The 17,813-nt window shown below is 69.4% G+C and carries 17 protein-coding genes and 1 pseudogene; 5 read left to right on the top strand and 13 right to left on the bottom strand.

All coding sequences use genetic code 11. The features are described from left to right. Nucleotides 1–131: 131 nt before the first annotated feature. The 8 genes and pseudogenes from ACFU7D_RS21080 to ACFU7D_RS21045 form a co-directional block, all read right to left on the bottom strand. Nucleotides 132–1,433: a hypothetical protein gene (locus tag ACFU7D_RS21080; protein ID WP_378870763.1), complete on the bottom strand. Its 1,302-nt coding sequence runs from the start codon at nt 1,431–1,433 to the stop codon at nt 132–134. 39 nt (nt 1,434–1,472) lie between these two features. Further along, a complete protein-coding gene (locus ACFU7D_RS21075; RefSeq protein WP_378870765.1) occupies nt 1,473–1,865 on the bottom strand; it encodes a DUF6508 domain-containing protein in 393 nt (130 codons plus the stop codon). 42 nt (nt 1,866–1,907) lie between these two features. Further along, nucleotides 1,908–2,405 (bottom strand): annotated as a pseudogene (locus ACFU7D_RS21070) (O-acetyl-ADP-ribose deacetylase); the annotation flags it as partial. A 52-nt stretch (nt 2,406–2,457) separates the two neighbouring features. Then, a complete protein-coding gene (locus ACFU7D_RS21065) occupies nt 2,458–3,435 on the bottom strand; it encodes a hydroxyacid dehydrogenase (RefSeq protein WP_378870761.1) in 978 nt (325 codons plus the stop codon). Beyond that, nucleotides 3,432–4,055, bottom strand: coding sequence for an RraA family protein (locus ACFU7D_RS21060; protein WP_378870759.1), 624 nt, complete (start codon nt 4,053–4,055; stop codon nt 3,432–3,434). Before ACFU7D_RS21060 ends, ACFU7D_RS21065 begins: the two co-directional genes overlap by 4 nt. After that, nucleotides 4,052–4,873, bottom strand: a complete 822-nt coding sequence (locus tag ACFU7D_RS21055) for a citryl-CoA lyase (protein WP_378870756.1) — start codon at nt 4,871–4,873, stop codon at nt 4,052–4,054. Before ACFU7D_RS21055 ends, ACFU7D_RS21060 begins: the two co-directional genes overlap by 4 nt. Beyond that, on the bottom strand, nt 4,870–6,096 hold the full coding sequence (locus ACFU7D_RS21050) for a CaiB/BaiF CoA transferase family protein (RefSeq protein ID WP_378870754.1): 1,227 nt from the start codon (nt 6,094–6,096) through the stop codon (nt 4,870–4,872). The genes ACFU7D_RS21055 and ACFU7D_RS21050 overlap by 4 nt, the downstream gene beginning before the upstream one ends. Further along, complete coding sequence (locus ACFU7D_RS21045; RefSeq protein WP_378870751.1) at nt 6,093–6,842, bottom strand: IclR family transcriptional regulator; 750 nt, start codon at nt 6,840–6,842, stop codon at nt 6,093–6,095. The genes ACFU7D_RS21050 and ACFU7D_RS21045 overlap by 4 nt, the downstream gene beginning before the upstream one ends. A gap of 151 nt (nt 6,843–6,993) precedes the next feature. On the opposite strand from ACFU7D_RS21045, the gene ACFU7D_RS21040 reads away from it, so the two are divergent. The 4 genes from ACFU7D_RS21040 (at nt 6,994) to ACFU7D_RS21025 (ending at nt 11,607) form a co-directional block, all read left to right on the top strand. Beyond that, nucleotides 6,994–8,010 (top strand): Bug family tripartite tricarboxylate transporter substrate binding protein, encoded by a 1,017-nt coding sequence (locus ACFU7D_RS21040; protein WP_378870749.1) that lies wholly within the window; start codon nt 6,994–6,996, stop codon nt 8,008–8,010. Beyond that, a complete protein-coding gene (locus ACFU7D_RS21035) occupies nt 8,007–8,534 on the top strand; it encodes a tripartite tricarboxylate transporter TctB family protein (RefSeq protein WP_378870747.1) in 528 nt (175 codons plus the stop codon). Before ACFU7D_RS21040 ends, ACFU7D_RS21035 begins: the two co-directional genes overlap by 4 nt. Further along, complete coding sequence (locus tag ACFU7D_RS21030) at nt 8,531–10,081, top strand: tripartite tricarboxylate transporter permease (RefSeq protein ID WP_378870744.1); 1,551 nt, start codon at nt 8,531–8,533, stop codon at nt 10,079–10,081. Before ACFU7D_RS21035 ends, ACFU7D_RS21030 begins: the two co-directional genes overlap by 4 nt. A 134-nt stretch (nt 10,082–10,215) precedes the next feature. After that, a complete protein-coding gene (locus tag ACFU7D_RS21025; RefSeq protein WP_378870741.1) occupies nt 10,216–11,607 on the top strand; it encodes a purine-cytosine permease family protein in 1,392 nt (463 codons plus the stop codon). Between the two features lie 33 nt (nt 11,608–11,640). On the opposite strand, the gene ACFU7D_RS21020 is transcribed toward ACFU7D_RS21025, so the two are convergent. Genes ACFU7D_RS21020 through ACFU7D_RS21000 form a run of 5 tightly spaced genes read right to left on the bottom strand, consistent with a single transcriptional unit; the run spans nt 11,641 to nt 16,307 of the window. Further along, the gene (locus ACFU7D_RS21020; RefSeq protein ID WP_378870739.1) at nt 11,641–12,558 is read right to left on the bottom strand and encodes a LysR family transcriptional regulator; all 918 of its coding nucleotides are present in this window, start codon (nt 12,556–12,558) and stop codon (nt 11,641–11,643) included. A gap of 20 nt (nt 12,559–12,578) precedes the next feature. Then, a complete protein-coding gene (locus ACFU7D_RS21015; RefSeq protein WP_378870737.1) occupies nt 12,579–14,054 on the bottom strand; it encodes an aspartate ammonia-lyase in 1,476 nt (491 codons plus the stop codon). Beyond that, nucleotides 14,051–15,190, bottom strand: a complete 1,140-nt coding sequence (locus tag ACFU7D_RS21010) for a M20 family metallopeptidase (protein ID WP_378870735.1) — start codon at nt 15,188–15,190, stop codon at nt 14,051–14,053. The genes ACFU7D_RS21015 and ACFU7D_RS21010 overlap by 4 nt, the downstream gene beginning before the upstream one ends. Further along, nucleotides 15,190–15,858 (bottom strand): DUF1028 domain-containing protein, encoded by a 669-nt coding sequence (locus tag ACFU7D_RS21005; protein ID WP_378870732.1) that lies wholly within the window; start codon nt 15,856–15,858, stop codon nt 15,190–15,192. Before ACFU7D_RS21005 ends, ACFU7D_RS21010 begins: the two co-directional genes overlap by 1 nt. Beyond that, complete coding sequence (locus tag ACFU7D_RS21000) at nt 15,855–16,307, bottom strand: RidA family protein (protein ID WP_176883886.1); 453 nt, start codon at nt 16,305–16,307, stop codon at nt 15,855–15,857. Before ACFU7D_RS21000 ends, ACFU7D_RS21005 begins: the two co-directional genes overlap by 4 nt. Nucleotides 16,308–16,475: 168 nt before the next feature. On the opposite strand from ACFU7D_RS21000, the gene ACFU7D_RS20995 reads away from it, so the two are divergent. Next, on the top strand, nt 16,476–17,735 hold the full coding sequence (locus tag ACFU7D_RS20995; protein WP_378870729.1) for a flavin-containing monooxygenase: 1,260 nt from the start codon (nt 16,476–16,478) through the stop codon (nt 17,733–17,735). The last annotated feature ends 78 nt before the right edge of the window (nt 17,736–17,813 follow it).

Here is a 17,813-nt window from a genome sequence, read left to right as displayed (position 1 = left end):
GTCCAGGACCGCGCAGCGGCCGGCGCAGCCGGCGGGCCGAAGGCCCGTCCTTGACGCCGGACCAGATCGAGAACACCCTCCAGGAAGGGTCGGCGGCCCACCCCAGCCAAGAAGAACAGCCACCCGCAGGATCACCCCCGCCAAGCCTTCCAGATCGCATCGAGCAAGACCTTGTCGTCCTTGCGCCGTTCGGCCTCGGACACCTCGATCTCGTCCCCAGCGCCGCGGAAGGTGACCACTCGCCTGTGGCCGTCGCGGACGGTAACCAGCCTCCCAGGATCGGCGAGTGGCTTGACCACGGCAACCATGTCGGGCACCTGGTCGATGGCAACGGTCACCGAGAAGTCGTCATCCGTGACCGTGAACGGCGCGTACGCGGCCAGACGCGGCGCCGCCGCAACTCTCTCAGCGACCAGGTCGGGAGTCCCGGCGACCCGGTATCTCTCCCCGCCGGCGGTGCCGGAGATCGAGATCCGGCCGAGAGCGGCGGCCTCCGGCCGTGGGGCCACCACCGCGTACGCGGCGACGACGTCCTCCACGTCGACACCGCCGATCTGGAGGCCGAGGTCATCGCTCCGGACCGACCCGACCGAAGGCAGCTCTGCGAGATCGAGGACGAGCTGAGCGGCGGGGACGTCGCTGTTCCAGGCGCTGACCTTGCCGCCGCTGATGCTGACCTGCTGGCCCGGGGTCCCGCTTGCGAGCTCGTCGGCCGCGACCACATCCTCGCCGCGACTCATCTCCAGCACCAGCTCGCCGGGACCGATCGCATAGCTTGCGACCTCGAACCGATCTCGGATCTCACGCAGGCCGGCGAGCGCCTCCGTCATCGAGACCGCAGCGGGCAGCGCGTCGAGATGCTCCCAGGAGTCGGCAGCGTCGGTGACGCTCTGGTCGCCTCCGTGCCTCACCAGCACACCGACGCTCTCACAGCCGGACGTCCTGCTCCGGAGCGTGACGAGCCCGCCATAGACCGTCACCGGATCGGCGCTCGCCTCGGCCTCGACGAGACATGCCTGTGGCCCGGATCCATAGGCGATCAGCGCGCCGTGCAGGTCTGTGCGCTGCCGGACCTCGTCGAGCAGCCGCAACCCGCTCGCGTTGCTCTCCTCGGAAGGGCTCACCTGCAGATCGACGCGGTCGATCCGGAGATTCAGCTCGTAGTCGGGACTCTTCCCGGACACGTACGGCGCAAGGATCGCAGCGATCTCACCGGCCCGCGCCACGCTGATCCCGTCCTCCAGGACGATGGTTCCGCTGGCGTCACCCGCGAACGGCAGTACATTGTTTCCCCCGACGTCGACGCGCTCGATGCCGTCGACATCCTGGAGCCGCTCGTTCAGCTCGTCGGCCAGCTGGGTCCCCCGGTTGGCGGCACACGATGACGCCGTCAGCGCCATCGCCAGGACCGCGACGACAGTCCGACTGTTCACAGCAATTCCTCTCACTCCCGAAACAAGGGTCATGTGCTCTCAGCGCTCGCTCTCGAGCCACGTACGCAGCCGGGCGAGGATCGCATCGAGGGAGCCGTCCTGAAGCGCACGGCCGAAGACGCCGTCGTTGAACCGCTCGCCGCGGACGTAGACGGTCGCGAGGCGGGCGGCGTCTGCGACCGGCGCGGCCGAGAGACGGGTGGAGTCGGCGAGGAGCGGGTTGCCGCGCATCCACTTCATCCAGTCGACGGTGGCGCCCGGGAGCGAGCGGTAGAGCTGACGGACCCGGTCGCTGTAGACCGGATAGGGCATCTGGATCGCGCCACCTGCGGTCTTCTCGCCGCCACCCCAGGCGAAGTCCCGGTCCTCGGAAGTCAGCGCATCAGCAGCATCGAAGACCTCGAGCCACCTCTCCTCCGGAACGGTCCGCAGCTCACCCTCGACCTGGGCGTCCGAGGGATCGAGGGCCTGGCGGGCGCGGTCGAAAGTGTCGTACGCCTGCTGGTCGAAGAGCACCAGGCGCACCTCCTCGACAGAGGTCGAGGTGCGGGCGAGGGTCCACAGGGAGACGTACGCGGCCTCGTCGAGGGGGTAGCGGTAGACGCCGGTCGAGATCGCCGGGAACGCCACCGTGCGCGCCCCGAGCTCGTCGGCGACCCGGAGCGACTCCCGGAAGCACGAGGCCAGGAGGCCGACGTTGTCCTGGCCGTCGGTGTAAACCGGGCCGACCGTGTGGACGACCCACCGCGCGGGCAGGTCGCCGGCGGTCGTCGCGACCGCCTGCCCGGTCGGCAGGCCACCACGCAGATGCCCCGCCCGCAGCCGCCGGCACTCCTCGAGGATCGCCGGGCCGCCGCGCCGATGGATCGCCCCGTCCACCCCTCCCCCACCCAGCAGCGAGGAGTTGGCGGCGTTCACGACCGCGTCGACCTGCTGCTCAGTGATGTCGCCGCGTACGACCGTGATCCTCACACAGACAATCTAGCCACAGGCAAGGGTGCCGAGGACCCGCGCTGCGGGCGGCTCAGGCCGAGACCAGCGCACCGCCGTTGACCACGTCGCGCAAGGGTTTGTCAGCGTAGGCGTCGAGGATGGCGGTGGCGGCCTCGATGGCGACGCGACGCATCGCCTGGTCGGTCTGTCCACCGATGTGAGGAGTGACGACGACCCTGTCGTGAGCAACGAGCGTATCGCCCGGGAACGGAGGTTCCTCGGGGAGAACATCGAGGCCGGCGCCGGCAAGGTGCCCACTGTCCAAGGCAGCCAGCAGCGCGTCAGGATCGACGAGCCCGCCGCGGGCAGTGTTGATGAGGATCGCGCCTTGTGGCATCACAGCCAGCGTCCGCGCGTCGACGACCTGACGGGTCGAGGGCAGGAGCGGCGCGTGGAGGGACAGCACCTCGCTGCTCGCGAAGAGCTCCTCGGGACTCATGATCGTCACTCCGGCACGGAGTGCTTCGCTCTGGCTGACCTGTGGGTCCGCGGCCAGAACCTCCATGTCGAACGCGCTCGCGATCTGCGCAACCCGACGGGCGATCCGTCCGAACCCGAGCAGCCCGAGCCTCCGACCGTCGAGCTCCTGGCCCGTCAGGTCGGCGCGGGCCGTCGACCAGTTCCCCGAGCGAACCGCGGAGTCGGCCTGTGGGACCTTTCGGGCGACGCTGAGCAGAAGCGCGAAGGCATGTTCGGCCACCGACCTGGAGTTGGCGTCGGCGGTGATGGTCACCGGGATGCCCCGACGAGACGCGGCCTCGATGTCGACCGAGTCGTAGCCCACTCCATGGCGCGCGATGACGCGGAGGTGCGGTGCCTCAGCGACGTCTGTGGCGGAGAACCCTGCGGTGCGCAGAAGCACCCCGGTCACGCGCGGCGCCACCTCGGCCCATGATCTCGCGTCCTCGCCATAGCCGAGAGCAACCTCGCCCGTACGCGCCAAGAGGTCGACTGCGGTCTGGTCGACGGGGCACGGGATCCAGGTGAGGGACCGGTCACGGGCGGTCATCGGATCGGCCGGGCGTTGGTGATGCGCTTGCCCGCCTCGAGCGCCTCGATCTCCGCGGCCTTCTCGAGCACAGCCTCGAGCTTGAGTCGCGGCACGACCACCACTCCGTCCCGATCCGCGAGGACCGCGTCTCCTGGATGCACGCACACGCCACCCACGGCCACCGGCTCGAGCATCCGGTAGGGGCCGAACTTGTACGGCCCTGCGGGCGAGGCCGCGCGGGCGAAGACAGGCATCTGCAGAGCCGCGAGGTCATCGATGTCGCGGGCTGCGCCGTCGAGCACGAAGCCGGCGAGACCGCGGGCCTTGGCCTTGATCCCGATCATCTCGCCGATCAGGGCACGTTGGGCGTCGGAGGCCCCGTTGACGACGAGGACGTCTCCTGGAGCGATGACCTCGAGTGCGTCGTGGATAGCGAGGTTGTCACCAGCGCGGGTCCAGACCGGGAAGGCGTTGCCGACAAGGCGGGCATCGGCCCATTGCTGGCTGATCGCCGAGTCGAGGGCTCCGAAGCGGTCCATGGCGTCGGCCACCAGAGCGGCGCCATGGGTGGCCAGGCGTGACAGGTCAGCCGGATCACACCGGTCGAACGCGGCGGTGGGCTGGACAGCGGTGCTCATCGGGGCTCCTGGGGATCGAGGTCGGGAGAGAGCGGACGGGGTGGATGGCCGATATAGGTAGGAAGGAGAGGCCGCGGGATCGGCCCCTTGTTGCGTAGGCCGGATCCGCTCTCCTCCCACGCGTGAGCGAGAGCTCCGACGGACCGGGACAGGACGAACAGGCCCCGTCCGAGCTCGGGCGGGAATCCGAGCTCGGCGTAGATGATCGCGGTGCATCCGTCGATGTTCATCGGCACAGGGCGCTCACGACCGGCAGCCAGCTGCTGCTCGAGCTCGAGCCCGACACGCAGGTAGCGGCCGTCGACATCGCCCTCGTCGAGGGCCGCCTGCACTGCGGCCAGGAGTGGGTCGCGACGTGGGTCGCGCGGGTGGAACCGGTGGCCGAAGCCGGGTATGTAGGCACCCCTGGAGCGATGCTCGGCCACCAGCTCTGCGACCGCATCCGGCAATCGGTTCGGGTCGAGGGCTGCCAACGGTTCCATCAGCTCCATGAGCTGTTGTCCGGCACCGCCGTGAACGTCGCCGAGGACGTTGACCGCGGACGCGACGGCGTTGTTCATGCCGACGCCGCACGTTGCGGCCATCCGGGCGACCGCGATGGAGGGTGCCTGTGGGCCGTGGTCGACGCTGGCGACAAGTGCGCGTTCGAGAAGGTGCGCCTGCCCCGCGGTCGGTAGCTCGCCACGGACCATCAGCCAGATCATCGCCGGGAATCGGGTATCGGGGATGAGGTCCTCGACCGCGTATCCGCGAAACCGGATGACGCCGGGCTCGATGTCGCTGATCGAGGTCGACCACCATTGCGAGGGCGTGATCATGACGCGATGCCAGGGGTCGTGCCGGTGTCGTCCGTCGAGCCGACACTCGGTCTCGTACGTCGCTCGGCCAGCTCGCTGAGCACAGCATCGTTGTCGGCCCCGAGGAGCGGGGGCGCAGTGCTCGGTACGACCGGTGCGCCGTCGACGTGGACCGGGCTGCCGAGGAGACGGACCTGACCTCCACGATGGGAGGGCGACGGCAAGGTCGTGACGAGACCACGCGCCTGGATCTGAGGTGAGTCCAGCGCTTCGCGAACGCTCACGACCGGGGCCGTGGGAACGCCGGTGCCGAGCAGCGCGGCATCCCATTCGGCCGCAGTCCTGGTACGCAGGGTGCGCTCGAGCTCGACCTTGAGCGACTCACGGTTCGCCTTGCGCAGATCGCGGGTGCGGAATCGCTCGTCCTCGAGCAGGTCGGGCCGATCCAGGCATGTGCAGAGCGCTTCGTACTGTTCCTGCTTGTTCGCCGCGATGTTGAGCTTGCCGGCCGCGGTCTCGAAGGTTCCGGACGGCGCCGAGGTCCGGTTTTCGTTCGCCATCGCAACCGGCTCCTGTCCCGCGATGAGCTGGTCGGAGACGACCCATCCCATGGTCGTGATCGCGGCCTCGAGCATCGACACGTCGAGCATCGCTCCGCTTCCGGTGCGCTCGCGGCGCACGACGGCCGACGCGATGGCGAACGCGGCGACCAGGCCACCGATGCTGTCGCAGATGGGGGCGCCGACACGGATGGGCGCCGTCTCGGGTGTCCCGGTAACGCTCATCAGGCCCGAAAGGCCTTGGATGATCTGGTCGTAGGCCGGCCGGTCCCGCATGGGACCGGTCTGGCCGAATCCGGAGACGGCACAGTAGATGACCGAGGGATTGAGCTTCTTCAGCTCGCTCCAGCCGAAGCCGAGACGGTCCATGACGCCGGGACGGAAGTTCTCCAGGACCACGTCGTAGGTCGCCACGAGCTCGGAGAAGACGTCGCGGTCAGCCTCGTCCTTGAGGTCGAGGGTGATGGACCGCTTGTTGGCGTTCTGGGCGAGGAACGAGACCCCCAGGTCCTCGTCGATCAGGCCGGGGTCGGCCCCGAGGCGGCGCGCAAGGTCTCCGCCGTGGGGTGTCTCGACCTTCAACACCTCGGCGCCGAACAACGCCAACTGATATCCGGCGTAGGGTCCGGCAAGCACATTGGTCAGGTCGAGGACGCGGACGCCTTCGAGCAACGAGCCGGTCACAGCAGCTCCTCCACACTGCCCAGGCCGAAGCCTGAGATCTCCTTGGCCGCGTCGGTGACGACACGGATCGCGTCTTCGAGTCGCGCGCCGTTGAGGCGCGGGCTGGGACCGCTGATCGTCAGCGCGGCGACGAGGCGGCCGTCGGTACTCAGGATCGGCGCGCTGACGGCCGTCGCTCCCCGTTCACGCTCGCCCTCGCTGACCGCGTACCCGGCCTCACTGGCCGCCTCGACCCCGGCGCGCAGCGCGGCGACGTCGAGGTCTGGGTTCACCTCGACCAGCTCGTCGATCAGGTCGGGGGCAGCGGTGAGCAGGACCTTCGCCGAGCTACCTGCCCACAACGGCATGGGGCTGCCGACCTCGATGACGTTGCGGACCGTGTTGGTGCCCTCCTCCTGCGCGATGGACATGCGCACGTTGTCCTGACGCACGTAGACGTTCACGGTCTCGCCGAATGCATCCACCACTCGGCGCATGCATGCCCGGGTCTGATCGTTGACCTCCCACAGGGCGGCGGACATCCGCACCCAGCGGAGCATCCCGGCGCCGAGCGTGTATCGGCCGTCGCTGCGCACCGAGACGAGCGCGCGTGCCTCCAGATTCGCCAGGAGTCGGACGACAGTCGTCTTGGGCAGGCCGCTCTGGTCGACGATCTCGCGCAGCGAGAGGAATGGGTGCCGGTGGTCGAACTGGTCCAGCAGGTCAAGCGTCCTCGCGACGCTGCGTACCGATGAGTCGCCAGCCATGGGACACCTCCAGATCGAACGGTTGTGATGGGAGCAACATAGCCAAGATCTCTCGAAAATGCCACCAGATGGTTTCTGTAGACCATCAGATGGTTTCGTGTTAGCGTGACGGCCGCCACAGTCTCGGGCCGCACGACCACAGGAGAGAGCAATGAACATTCGATCCAGGACCCAGATCCGACGGGCGGTCCTCGCTGCGACCGCCGCGACGACCGTGACGGCCGGTCTCGCCGCCTGCAGCCCGGCGGCACAGAAGGACGACGCCGCCGGCTACCCGAGCAAGCCCGTCGAGATCCTCGTCCCCGCGGCACCCGGCGGCGGGTGGGACCAGACCGCCCGTGCGATCCAACGCACCATCCAGGACGAGGACCTCTCCGCCAAGAGCGTCGAGGTCATCAACAAGGAGGGCGGCGGGGGCGCGACCGGTCTCGCGCAGCTCACGTCCCGGTCCCAGGGTGACCCGTACCAGCTGATGATCGGCGGGCTCGTCATGATCGGGGCCCTCGAGCAGACCGAATCCCCCCTGGAGATCACCGATGCGAACGTGATCGCCACCTTGACCTCCGAGTCCGAGGTCTTCGTGGTCCCCGCCGATTCGCCGTACCGAACCATCCAGGACGTGGTCGACGCCTACACCGAGGACCCGGCATCGGTGGTGTTCGGTGGCGGCTCTGCCGGAGGCTCGGACCACATCGCGATCGGCCTGCTCCTCGATGCGGCGGGACAGGACCCCGCCGACATGAAGTACGTCGGCTACGCCGGCGGTGGCGAGGCCACGGCGGGGATCCTCTCCGGTGACGTCGAGGTCGGAGTCTCGGGAGTCACCGAGTTCGAGGGACAGGTCGAGAGCGGCAAGATGAGAGCCCTCGCGGTCACCGCCGATGACGACGTCGAGGTCGCCGGCGAGCCCGCTCCCACACTGACCGACGCCGGTTACGACGTCGACTTCGTCAACTGGCGCGCGATCTTCGCCCCGCCGGAGGTCTCCGCCGCCGAGCTCGACGCAGTCGAAGAGTTCGTCGGCGAGGTCCACGGCTCCGGAGCCTGGTCGGACGTTCTGGAGAAGAACGGCTGGACCGATGACTACCGCTCCCGCGAGGAATCCGAGAAGTTCATCGACGAGCAGCAGGCCGCGACGGCCAAGATCCTCGAGGACCTCGGCCTGTGAACGCGCCGGAGACCGCCGCCGATCCCCGCTCCACGGAGGACGAGATCCACGAGCATGTCCCAGCGGGATCCACCTGGGCGGGTCTGGTCTTCGGCCTGGCCACTCTCGCGACCGGCGCCCTGGTGCTCGAACAGGGCTGGAGCGTCAACGGCGAGCTCGACCCGTCCGGACCACGGTTCATGCCCGTCGTCGTCGGGGCACTCTGGGTCGCGCTCGCCGCGGCGTACGTCGCCGGCATGGCCATGAACCTGGTGCGTAGGACCGTGCCCGACTCGGTCGAGAGATTCGACCACATCCCACGGGTGCTGTTCCTGATCGTGCTTCTCATCGGGTACGCCTACGCGCTCGATCCCGTCGGCTACATCGTCTCCACCGCCGTGTTCTTCGTCGTCGCCGCAGCCGTGCTCGGATCCCGCGAGCACGTCCGTGACCTCGTCGTGGCGGTCGGGATCGCCGTTGCCGTCTACTTCCTGTTCAGCCGCTCGCTCGGCATCTACCTACCGCCAGGGGTGCTCCCGCTGTGAATGTCCTCAACGACCTGCTCGGCGGGTTCGGCACCGTGTTCTCGCCCGAGAACCTGCTGTTCGCCGCCCTGGGCGTGATCCTCGGGACCCTCGTCGGAGTCTTGCCCGGCATCGGCCCCGCGGTCACCATCGCTCTCCTGCTGCCGGTCACGTATCAGTTCAGCGACCCCGCCGGCGCGTTCATCCTGTTCGCCGGCATCTACTACGGAGCGATGTACGGAGGATCGACGACCTCAATCCTCCTCAACACCCCAGGAGAGTCCGCTTCGGTGGCCACCGCCATGGAGGGTCACCAGATGGCCAAGCGGGGCCGCGCCCGCTCGGCGCTCGCCACGGCCGCCATCGGCTCGTTCATCGCCGGGACGATCTCCACTCTGCTGCTGACGTTCGTCGCCCGCCCGCTCGGCGACCTCGCGACCACGTTCAAGGCAACCGACTACGCGGCGCTGATGATCCTGTCCCTGGTCTCGGTAACCGCACTGGTCGGCCGGTCGATGGTCCGCGGACTGCTCGCCCTGCTGCTGGGCATCACCATCGGGTTGATCGGCCTCGACCCGCTCTCGGGCCAGGCCCGCCTGACGTTCGACCAGCCGCTGCTCTTCGACGGCATCGACGAGATCATGCTGATCATCGGTCTCTTCGCGATCGGCGAGACGCTTCACGTCATGGTCCGCGGCCGCACCCGTCCCGGCGTACTCGCACCCCTCGACCCACCTCGCAAGGGCGACTTCCTCTGGCTCAGCCGTGAGGACTGGAAGCGGTCATGGGGGCCATGGTTGCGCGGCGCCGGCTTCGGCTTCCCGTTCGGCGTGCTGCCTGCCGGCGGCGCCGAGTTGCCGACCTTCCTCTCCTACTCCTACGAGAAGAAGCGCTCCAAGGGGAAGAACGAGTTCGGCAAGGGCGCGATCGAAGGCGTCGCCGGACCCGAAGCCGCCAACAACGCCTCGTTCTCCGGCGTCCTGGTGCCCCTGCTGACCCTCGGCCTGCCCACCTCCGCCACGGCGGCAGTCCTCATTGCGGCCTTCCAGATCTTCAACCTCCAGCCAGGCCCCCAGCTGTTCGAGGAGCAGTCCGACCTGGTCTGGGCGCTGATCGCGTCGCTCTACATCGGGAACGTCATGCTGCTGATGCTGAACCTGCCGCTCATCCGGCTGTGGGTGAAGGTCCTCCAGGTCCCCCGACCCGTCCTGTACGCCGGCATCCTCGTCTTCGCCACCCTCGGCGTCTACTCGGTCTCCGGCAACCCCACCGACATCCTCATCGCCTTCGGGATCGGCATCATCGGCCTGTTCCTGCGGCTCTACGACTTCCCGATCGCCCCGGTCATCCTCGGCGCCATCCTCGGCCCCAACCTGGAGAACCAGATCCGTCGTGCCCTCATCGCCTCGGACGGCGACTGGAGCACCTTCGTGACCCGGCCGCTCTCTGCCGGGATCCTCGCCGTCGCCGTCCTCGCCTTCCTGCTGCCCTATCTCCCCCGCATCGTCGCGATCGCGAAGGGTGAGAGGTCAGACGTTGCCAAGTTCACCGTCGGCGCCGACGATTGAGCACCTGAAGGACACGCCCCTGGACCCCGGTCATCGGTTCTGCCGATGCATTACTCCAAAAGGATTCGTTTGCCAGACGAACATGGCGGTCACGACCATAGGTGCTGCGCCTCACACCCTTTGGAGAATGAAACATGCCAGACCAGCCAGTCGTCGAGAAGCACACCATCGGCTACGTCCCACCCGAGGACCGCCATGGCAAGGTGCGTGACCTCTTCACCCTGTGGTTCGGGACGAACATCGCTCCCCTGCCCGTCGTCACCGGTGCCGCCGGTGTCACCGTCTTCGGGCTCGATCTGTTCTGGTGCGTCGTCGCCATCGTGGTCGGCCACCTCGTGGGCGGCGTCTTCATGGCGCTGCACTCGGCCCAGGGCCCGCAGATGGGCATCCCGCAGATGATCCAGAGCCGCGGCCAGTTCGGCTCGTACGGGGCACTGATCGTCGTGGTGATCGCGGCCGTGATGTACCTGGCCTTCTTCGCCTCCAACATCGTCCTCGCGGGCCAGTCGCTCCACGGCATCGCCGACCCGATCCCGGTCGAGGCGGGCATCGTCCTGGGGGCGCTCGGCTCGGGCCTGATCGCGGTGATCGGCTACAAGGTGATCCACTCGCTCAACAAGGTGGCCACCTGGGTCCTCGGCATCGGCATCGTGCTCGGCACCGTCGCGATCTTCGTCTCCGGCGTGCCCGCGGGCTTCTGGACGCAGGGCGGCTACAGCACCGCCGGGTTCCTCGCGACGGTGTCGCTGGGTGCCTTGTGGCAGATCGCGTTCGCGCCGTACGTCTCGGACTACTCGCGCTACCTGCCGGCGAGCGTCGGGGTGAAGGCGACCTTCACCGCCACCTACCTCGGCTGCACCCTCGGCTCGATCCTGCCGTTCACCTTCGGTGCGATCGTCGCGCTGGCGATGAAGCCGGGCATCGAGGTCATGACCGGGGTCCGCGACACCACCGGTGCGTTCGGTACGCCGCTGCTCATCCTGTTCCTGCTCTCGGTGATCAGCCACAACGCGCTCAACCTGTACGGCACCGTGCTCTCGCTCATCACCTGCGTGCAGACGTTCCTCGCCCAGTGGATCCCGACCGCCCGCAGCCGCGTGGTGCTGTCGCTGGTGGTGATGGCCGCCTCGACGTACTTCGCCATCGGCGTCTCCGGCAACTTCATCTCGCACTTCGTCGACATCGTGCTCGCGCTGCTCGTCGTGCTGGTCCCGTGGACCGCGATCAACCTGATCGACTTCTACCTGATCCACCGCGGCAACTACGACCTCGACTCGATCTTCGCGGCCGACGGCGGCATCTACGGCCGCTTCAACGGCCAGGCGATCCTCGCCTACGTGATCGGCATCGTCGTCCAGATCCCGTTCATGGCGACGCCGCTCTACACCGGCCCGGTCGCCGACAAGCTCAACGGGGCCGACCTGAGCTGGATCATCGGCCTGGTCGCCACCGCGCCGATCTACTACCTGCTCGCGCGCGGCCGCAAGCTCGCCCCGAGCGAGCTGGCTCTCGCCTCGCACGCCTGAGACACCCAGCACTCCCACGGCGGGGAGGTCGCGTCAGCGGCCTTCCCGCCGTCGTGCTGCCCGGCCCGAGGAGCGGACGAAGGCCTGGGCGCGGGCGGTGAGGCGTACGCCTTTCATCGAGGCCAGCACGACCTCGAGGGGCTCGACCGGGTCGCTGATCTCCAGGGTCACGATCTGCGCGCCGTCGTACGTCGTGTCGCCGGCCGGGCGCTGGTTGAGGACCGACCACCCCTGGCCGTTGGCGACCATCGCGCGGACGGTCTCGAACCCGGCCGTGCGGTGGCGGATCCGGGGGCGGAAGCCGGCGGACTCGACGAGCCGCTCGAAGTACTGGCCGCTGTGCGGCAGGTCGAGGAGCACCATCGGCTCCTCCTCGAGCTCGGCGAGGGCGACCTTCTTGCGGCGCGCCAGCCGGTGGTTCTTACCGATGAGGACGTACGGCGCCGCGAGACCCACCTGGACGTGGTCGATGTCGTCGTCGAGGTCATAGCCGTACATGAGCGCCAGCTCGCAGCTGCCCGAGCGCAGCGCGTTCTTGAGCGCGGCGTGCTCGTCCTCGACCACGGAGACGTGGATGCCGGGGTGGTCCTGCTCGCAGGCGGCCAGCAGCCGCGGCAGCTCGAACGGGCCCAGGGTGGTGAAGCAGCCGATCGTGAGGTCGCCGACGAGCGCCTGGCCGGCGGAGCGCGCCACCTCGACCAGCTCGCTGGTGTGCACGAGGTAGCTGCGCAGCTCGCGGTAGAACTCCTCACCGGCCGCCGTCAGGGTCAGGCCGCGCGCGTGGTGGCGGAGGAGGAGCTGGACACCCAGCTCCTTCTCCAGCTGCGCGACGGCCGTCGAGACGGCCGACTGCGAGACCACGAGCTGCCGTGACGCGGCGGTCATGGAGCCCAGCTCCGCGGCTGCGGCGAAGTAGCGCAGCTGCGTCAGGGTGAAGGACGGCTCGGCCATGCGAGCCATCCTGCCCGAAGTCACTCTCGTTTCGCGCCGTTCTCGCCGTTCGCCCCGTGCGCCCCGTTCGCCCCGTCGACACCGGAGGCGTCGAGGTTCGCGAGCGTCTCGGGGCGCAGCAGCGCGTCGAGGACGATGGGGTCGAGACCGCCGGTGGCGAGGGCGAGATCTCGCACCGCGCCGGCACCGCTCAGCGCTGCCTTGGCGATCTCCGCGGACTTGGCGTACCCGAGCAGCGGGGTCAGAGCGGTGGCGAGGCCGGCGTTGCCGGCGGCAGCGGCGGCGAGCTTGGCGGCGTCGACGGTGATCCCCTCGACGCACATCTCCCGCAGCGAGTCGAAGGCCGCGGCGGTCCAGGTGAAGCCCTGGAGCAGGCCGTGGGCCATCACCGGCTCGAACGCGTTGAGCTGGAGCTGGCCACCCTCGGCCGCCATCGTGACGGTGAGGTCGTTGCCGATCACCCAGAAGGCGACCTGGTTGACCATCTCCGGGATGACCGGGTTGACCTTGCCGGGCATGATGCTGGACCCGGCCTGGCGGGCGGGGAGCTGGAGCTCGGCGAGCCCTGCCTGCGGACCCGAGCTGAGGAGCCGGAGGTCGTTGCAGATCTTGGAGGCCTTGACCACGATCCGCTTCAGCACGCTGGAGACCTGCACGAACGCACCGGTGTCGCTGGTCGCCTCGACGAGGTCTCCGGCGCCGATCACCGGCAGCCCGCTGATCTCGGCGAGGTGCTGGACGGCCAGCCGGCGGTAGTCGGGGTGGGCGGTGATCCCGGTCCCGATCGCGGTGGCACCCAGGTTGATCTCGCACAGCAGCACTCGCGAGTCGGCCAGCCGGGCCAGCTCCTCGCGCAGTGTGATGGCGAAGGCACCGAGCTCCTGGCCGACCGTCATCGGGACGGCGTCCTGGAGCTGCGTGCGGCCGATCTTGGGGACCGCGCGGAACTCGGCCGCCTTGCGGGCGAAGGAGTCGGCGAGGGCCTCGGTGGCCTCGACCAGGCGGTCGATCGCGCCGACCAGGGCGAGGCGTACGGCGGTCGGGTAGACGTCGTTGGTGGACTGGCAGCGGTTCACGTGGTCCAGCGGGTGGATCTCGTCGTAGCTGCCGAACGGCAGGCCGAGGATCTCGAGCGCCCGGTTGGCGACGACCTCGTTGGCGTTCATGTTGGTCGAGGTGCCGGCGCCACCCTGGATCACGTCGACGACGAACTGGTCGTCGAGGGCCCCGTCGCAGACCTCCTGCGCGGCGGCGGCGATGGCGTCGTGGCGACGGTCGTCGAGGAGGCCGAGCTCGTGGTTGGCACGCGCGGCGGCGAGCTTGACCGCGCCGAGGGCCGCGACCAGCGAACGGTGCGAGCCGACCATGGTGCCGCTGATCGGGAAGTTCCGCAGTGCGCGGGCGGTGTGCACGCCCCAGTAGGCGGTCACCGGGACGTCGAACGGGCCGAGCGAGTCGTGCTCGGTGCGGGTCGGCGGAGCGTCGACGGTGGTCATCGTGCGTTCGCCTCCTCGGCGACGTCGAGCGCGGTCCAGGCCAGCGCGGTCGCGGCGTCGAGGAGCGCCTTCTCGGCATCCCCGCCCACGCAGTGCGCTGCGAACTCGGGCTGGTGGTTGAGGGCGGTGCCGGAGTTGATGCCGACGTAGGGGTGGATCGCGTTCACGACCTGGGAGACGTTGCCCATGTCGGTGGAGGCCCGGTTCATCCGGCGAGCGGGGGTTCCCGGGTCGAAGACCCGGCCGATCTCCTCGGCATTGCGCCGGTACGCCGCCAGCGCGGGCGTGAAGGTGCGGAACTCGGCGTACGGCTTGCTCTCCGGCTCGACGGTGAGCGCCGCGCCGGTGGCGAGCGCGCCGGCCTCGAAGCAGCGCCAGACCTTCTCTTCGGTCTCGGCGAGCTGGGCCAGGCTCTCGGCGCGGACGTACCAGCGGCCCTCGGTCCGCGCGGGGATGGCGTTGGGCGCCTCTCCCCCGTTGGTCATCACGCCGTGCACGCGCACGGTCGGAGGCAGCTGCTGTCGGAGCAGGCCGATCGCGACCTGGGCGATGGTGAAGGCGTCGGCGGCGTTGACACCCTGCTCGGGATAGGCGGCCGCATGGGCGGCCTTCCCCTGGTACTCGACGTGCGAGTGCGAGACCGCGAACGGCTCCGCCTCGGCGACGTCGACCGGCGCCGGGTGTGCCATCATCGCGAGGTCCAGCCCGGCGAAGGCGCCGCGCTCGAGCAGCTCGATCTTGCCACCGCCGCCCTCCTCGGCGGGGGTGCCATAGACCTCGATGGTCAGGCCGGCGGCGTCGGCCAAGGGCGCGAGCGCACGGGCGGCGCCGACGGTGATCGCGGAGATCAGGTTGTGGCCGCAGGCATGACCGAGGCCGGGGAGCGCGTCGTACTCGGCGCAGAGACCGAGCCGGAACGGGCCGTTGCCGAAGGTCGCCCGGAACGCGGTCTCCAGGCCGAGGTAGGCCGGGGTCACGGTGAACCCGGCCTCCTCGAGGGACTCCGCGACCCAGCGGGAGGAGTTGTGCTCCTCCCAGCCGGTCTCGGGGTTCGCGTGCAGCTGCTCGGAGAGCCGGATCAGGCGCTCGGCGTCGCCGCGGACGGTTGTTGCTGCGTACTGCTTCGAGGTGGTCATCACTCGTCCCCGGGCACGCCGTAGGACGGTGCGGTGGTGGGGTCGAGGCCTCGGGTGACGTAGTCGTCGCGCTGCGGGAGCCAGACCTTCAGCAGGTCGCGGAGCTCCTCGACCGGGCGCTCGCTCCAGTCGACGCGGAGGTCGGTGACCCGCCACGCGACATCGCGTACGACGGACAGGCCGGCCGAGTGCAGCGGCCCGGCCTCGCCGCCGGCGGCCAGCCCGGCCTCGAGCGCGGCGAGCAGCCGCTCCTCGAGGTCTCCGGTGGCGGCCTGGAAGCCGGCGACGACGGCGTCGACGACCTCGGTGCCGGCCAGCAGGTTGCCGGCGGCGACGACCTGGGGCGCGACGGCGTGGTGGTGGGTGCCGAGCGACCCGGACCCGCTGTACGCCGCACCCTGTCCGTCGAGAGAGAGCACGGTCAGCTGGCGGTGCTCGATGTGCTCGCGGCCCTGGGTGACCGATGCCAGCGCGGCCCGGGCGTCGAGGCCCGAGGCGAGCGCGTCGAGCAGCTCGGTGCCCAGGCGCGGGTCGGTGATGTTCTGCGAGGAGGCGCCGCCGACGCCGGGGCGCAGGTGGACGCAGCGCGCGGCGACGGCCGGGCTGGAGGAGGTCACGGCGATGCCGACGGCGCCGTTGCCGTCGGTGGCGAGGACGGAGAAGGTCACTTCGTCACCTCGGGGATGACCGCGATCGCGTCGACCTCGACCAGCCACTCCGGGCGGGCCAGGGCGGAGATCACCAGACCGGTGGAGATCGGGTGCACGCCCTTCGTCCAGCGGCCGATCGTCCGGTAGACGGTCTCGCGGTAGCGCGGGTCGACGATGTAGATGGTGAGCTTGACCAGGTGCTCCATCTCGGCACCGGACTCCTCGAGCAGCATCTTGATGTTGGCCATCGCCTGCTCGGTCTGTGCCTCGACGTCGCCGATGCCGACCGACTCGCTGGTGTCCAGGTCCTGCCCGATCTGGCCGCGCACGTAGACGGTGTTGCCGGCGACGACGGCCTGGCACAGGTCGTTGTCGAGGTTCTGCTCGGGGTAGGTGACGCTGGTGTTGAACGGGCGGATCCGGGTGTGTCCGCCGACGACGATGCTGCTGGGTTTGTTGGTCTCCACGACGACCAGTTCACCTCGTCGGCGAGCATGTGTCCAACAGATGTTTCCACGGACTACCGTCAATGAAACAGATGCAATGGCGGCGGCGGTGATTGCATCGGCTGATCCGATCGGTAAGGCCAACAACATCTGTTGGACACGAGCAGCGTGGCGGCTCAGGATCTGAGTATGTCCAACGAACAGATCGAGGTCCTCGTCGTCGGCGCCGGTCAGGCCGGAGTGGCGATGAGCGAGCACCTGAGCGACAACGGCGTACCCCACCTGGTGCTGGAGCGTGACCGGATCGCCGAGCGCTGGCGCACCATGCGCTGGGACTCGCTCGTGGCGAACGGCCCGGCCTGGCACGACCGATTCCCCGGCCTGGAGTTCCAGGACGTCGACGCGGACGCGTTCGCGACGAAGGACCAGGTCGCCGGCTACTTCGAGGCGTACGCGGAGAAGATCGCCGCCCCCATCCGGACCGGTGTCGAGGTGACCTCCGTGACCCGCAACGAGGGCCGCCCGGGCTTCCGGGTCGAGACCTCCGACGGGGTCATCGACGCGCGCTACGTCGTGGCCGCCACCGGCCCGTTCCAGAAGCCGGTCTACCCGCCGATCGTCCCCGACGGCGCCGTGCCGGTGCAGATGCACTCGAGCGACTACCGCAACCCGGACCAGCTTCCCGAGGGCAACGTCCTCGTCGTCGGCGCCGGCTCCTCCGGCGTCCAGATCGCCGACGAACTGCAGCGCTCGGGTCGCCAGGTCCACCTCTCGGTCGGTGCGCACGACCGTCCCCCGCGCAGCTACCGCGGCCGCGACTTCTGCTGGTGGCTCGGCGTCCTGGGCCTCTGGGACCTGGAGACCCCAGCCGCCGGTGCGGAGCACGTCACGATCGCCGTCAGCGGCGCTCGCGGTGGCCACACCGTCGACTTCCGTGCCCTCGAGGCGCTTGGGATCCAGCTCGTCGGGATGACCGACCGGTTCGACGCCGGCACGCTCACCTTCCGCGAGGACCTGGCCGAGAACATCGCCCAGGGCGACGCCAACTACCTCGCTCTTCTCGACGCCGCCGACGAGTACGTCACCCGCAACGGCATCGACCTGCCCGAGGAGCCCTCGGCCCGTGAGCTCGGCCCCGCCCCTTCGGCTGCGACCACGCCCCTGCTCTCCGTCGACCTCGCCGAGGCCGGGATCACCACGATCATCTGGGCGACCGGCTTCGCCACCGACTACGGCTGGCTCCAGGTCGACGCGCTCGACGAGAACGGCCGCCCGGCCCACCGCCGCGGCGTCTCCACCGAGCCCGGCGTCTACTTCGTCGGACTCCCCTGGCTCTCCCGCCGTGGCTCGAGCTTCATCTGGGGCGTGTGGCACGACGCCAAGCACGTCGCCGGCCACATCGCGACGCAGCGGAGCTACGCGGCGTACGACCGCCAGGCGCGCGGCTGACCGACCCCGGCTGACCAACGACGCTCAGCCGGCGTCACCCCGATGGCCCGGACCCCGACGAGGGATCCGGGCCAGCGG

It is taken from the genome of Nocardioides sp. NPDC057577 (assembly GCF_042801335.1).
Classification (GTDB): domain Bacteria; phylum Actinomycetota; class Actinomycetes; order Propionibacteriales; family Nocardioidaceae; genus Nocardioides.
Note: the sequence above shows the minus strand (reverse complement) of the source record. Positions and strands in the feature narration are given on the sequence as shown.

What these genes read in the sequence shown, in the direction of transcription:
- ACFU7D_RS21045 (WP_378870751.1), bottom strand. Translation starts at nt 6,842, where the DNA reads ATGGCTGGCGACTCATCGGTACGCAGCGTCGCGAGGACGCTTGACCTG.
- ACFU7D_RS21025 (WP_378870741.1), top strand. Translation starts at nt 10,216, where the DNA reads ATGCCAGACCAGCCAGTCGTCGAGAAGCACACCATCGGCTACGTCCCA.
- ACFU7D_RS21010 (WP_378870735.1), bottom strand. Translation starts at nt 15,190, where the DNA reads ATGACCACCTCGAAGCAGTACGCAGCAACAACCGTCCGCGGCGACGCC.
- ACFU7D_RS21060 (WP_378870759.1), bottom strand. Translation starts at nt 4,055, where the DNA reads ATGAGCACCGCTGTCCAGCCCACCGCCGCGTTCGACCGGTGTGATCCG.
- ACFU7D_RS21065 (WP_378870761.1), bottom strand. Translation starts at nt 3,435, where the DNA reads ATGACCGCCCGTGACCGGTCCCTCACCTGGATCCCGTGCCCCGTCGAC.
- ACFU7D_RS21040 (WP_378870749.1), top strand. Translation starts at nt 6,994, where the DNA reads ATGAACATTCGATCCAGGACCCAGATCCGACGGGCGGTCCTCGCTGCG.
- ACFU7D_RS20995 (WP_378870729.1), top strand. Translation starts at nt 16,476, where the DNA reads ATGTCCAACGAACAGATCGAGGTCCTCGTCGTCGGCGCCGGTCAGGCC.
- ACFU7D_RS21055 (WP_378870756.1), bottom strand. Translation starts at nt 4,873, where the DNA reads ATGATCACGCCCTCGCAATGGTGGTCGACCTCGATCAGCGACATCGAG.
- ACFU7D_RS21015 (WP_378870737.1), bottom strand. Translation starts at nt 14,054, where the DNA reads ATGACCACCGTCGACGCTCCGCCGACCCGCACCGAGCACGACTCGCTC.
- ACFU7D_RS21020 (WP_378870739.1), bottom strand. Translation starts at nt 12,558, where the DNA reads ATGGCCGAGCCGTCCTTCACCCTGACGCAGCTGCGCTACTTCGCCGCA.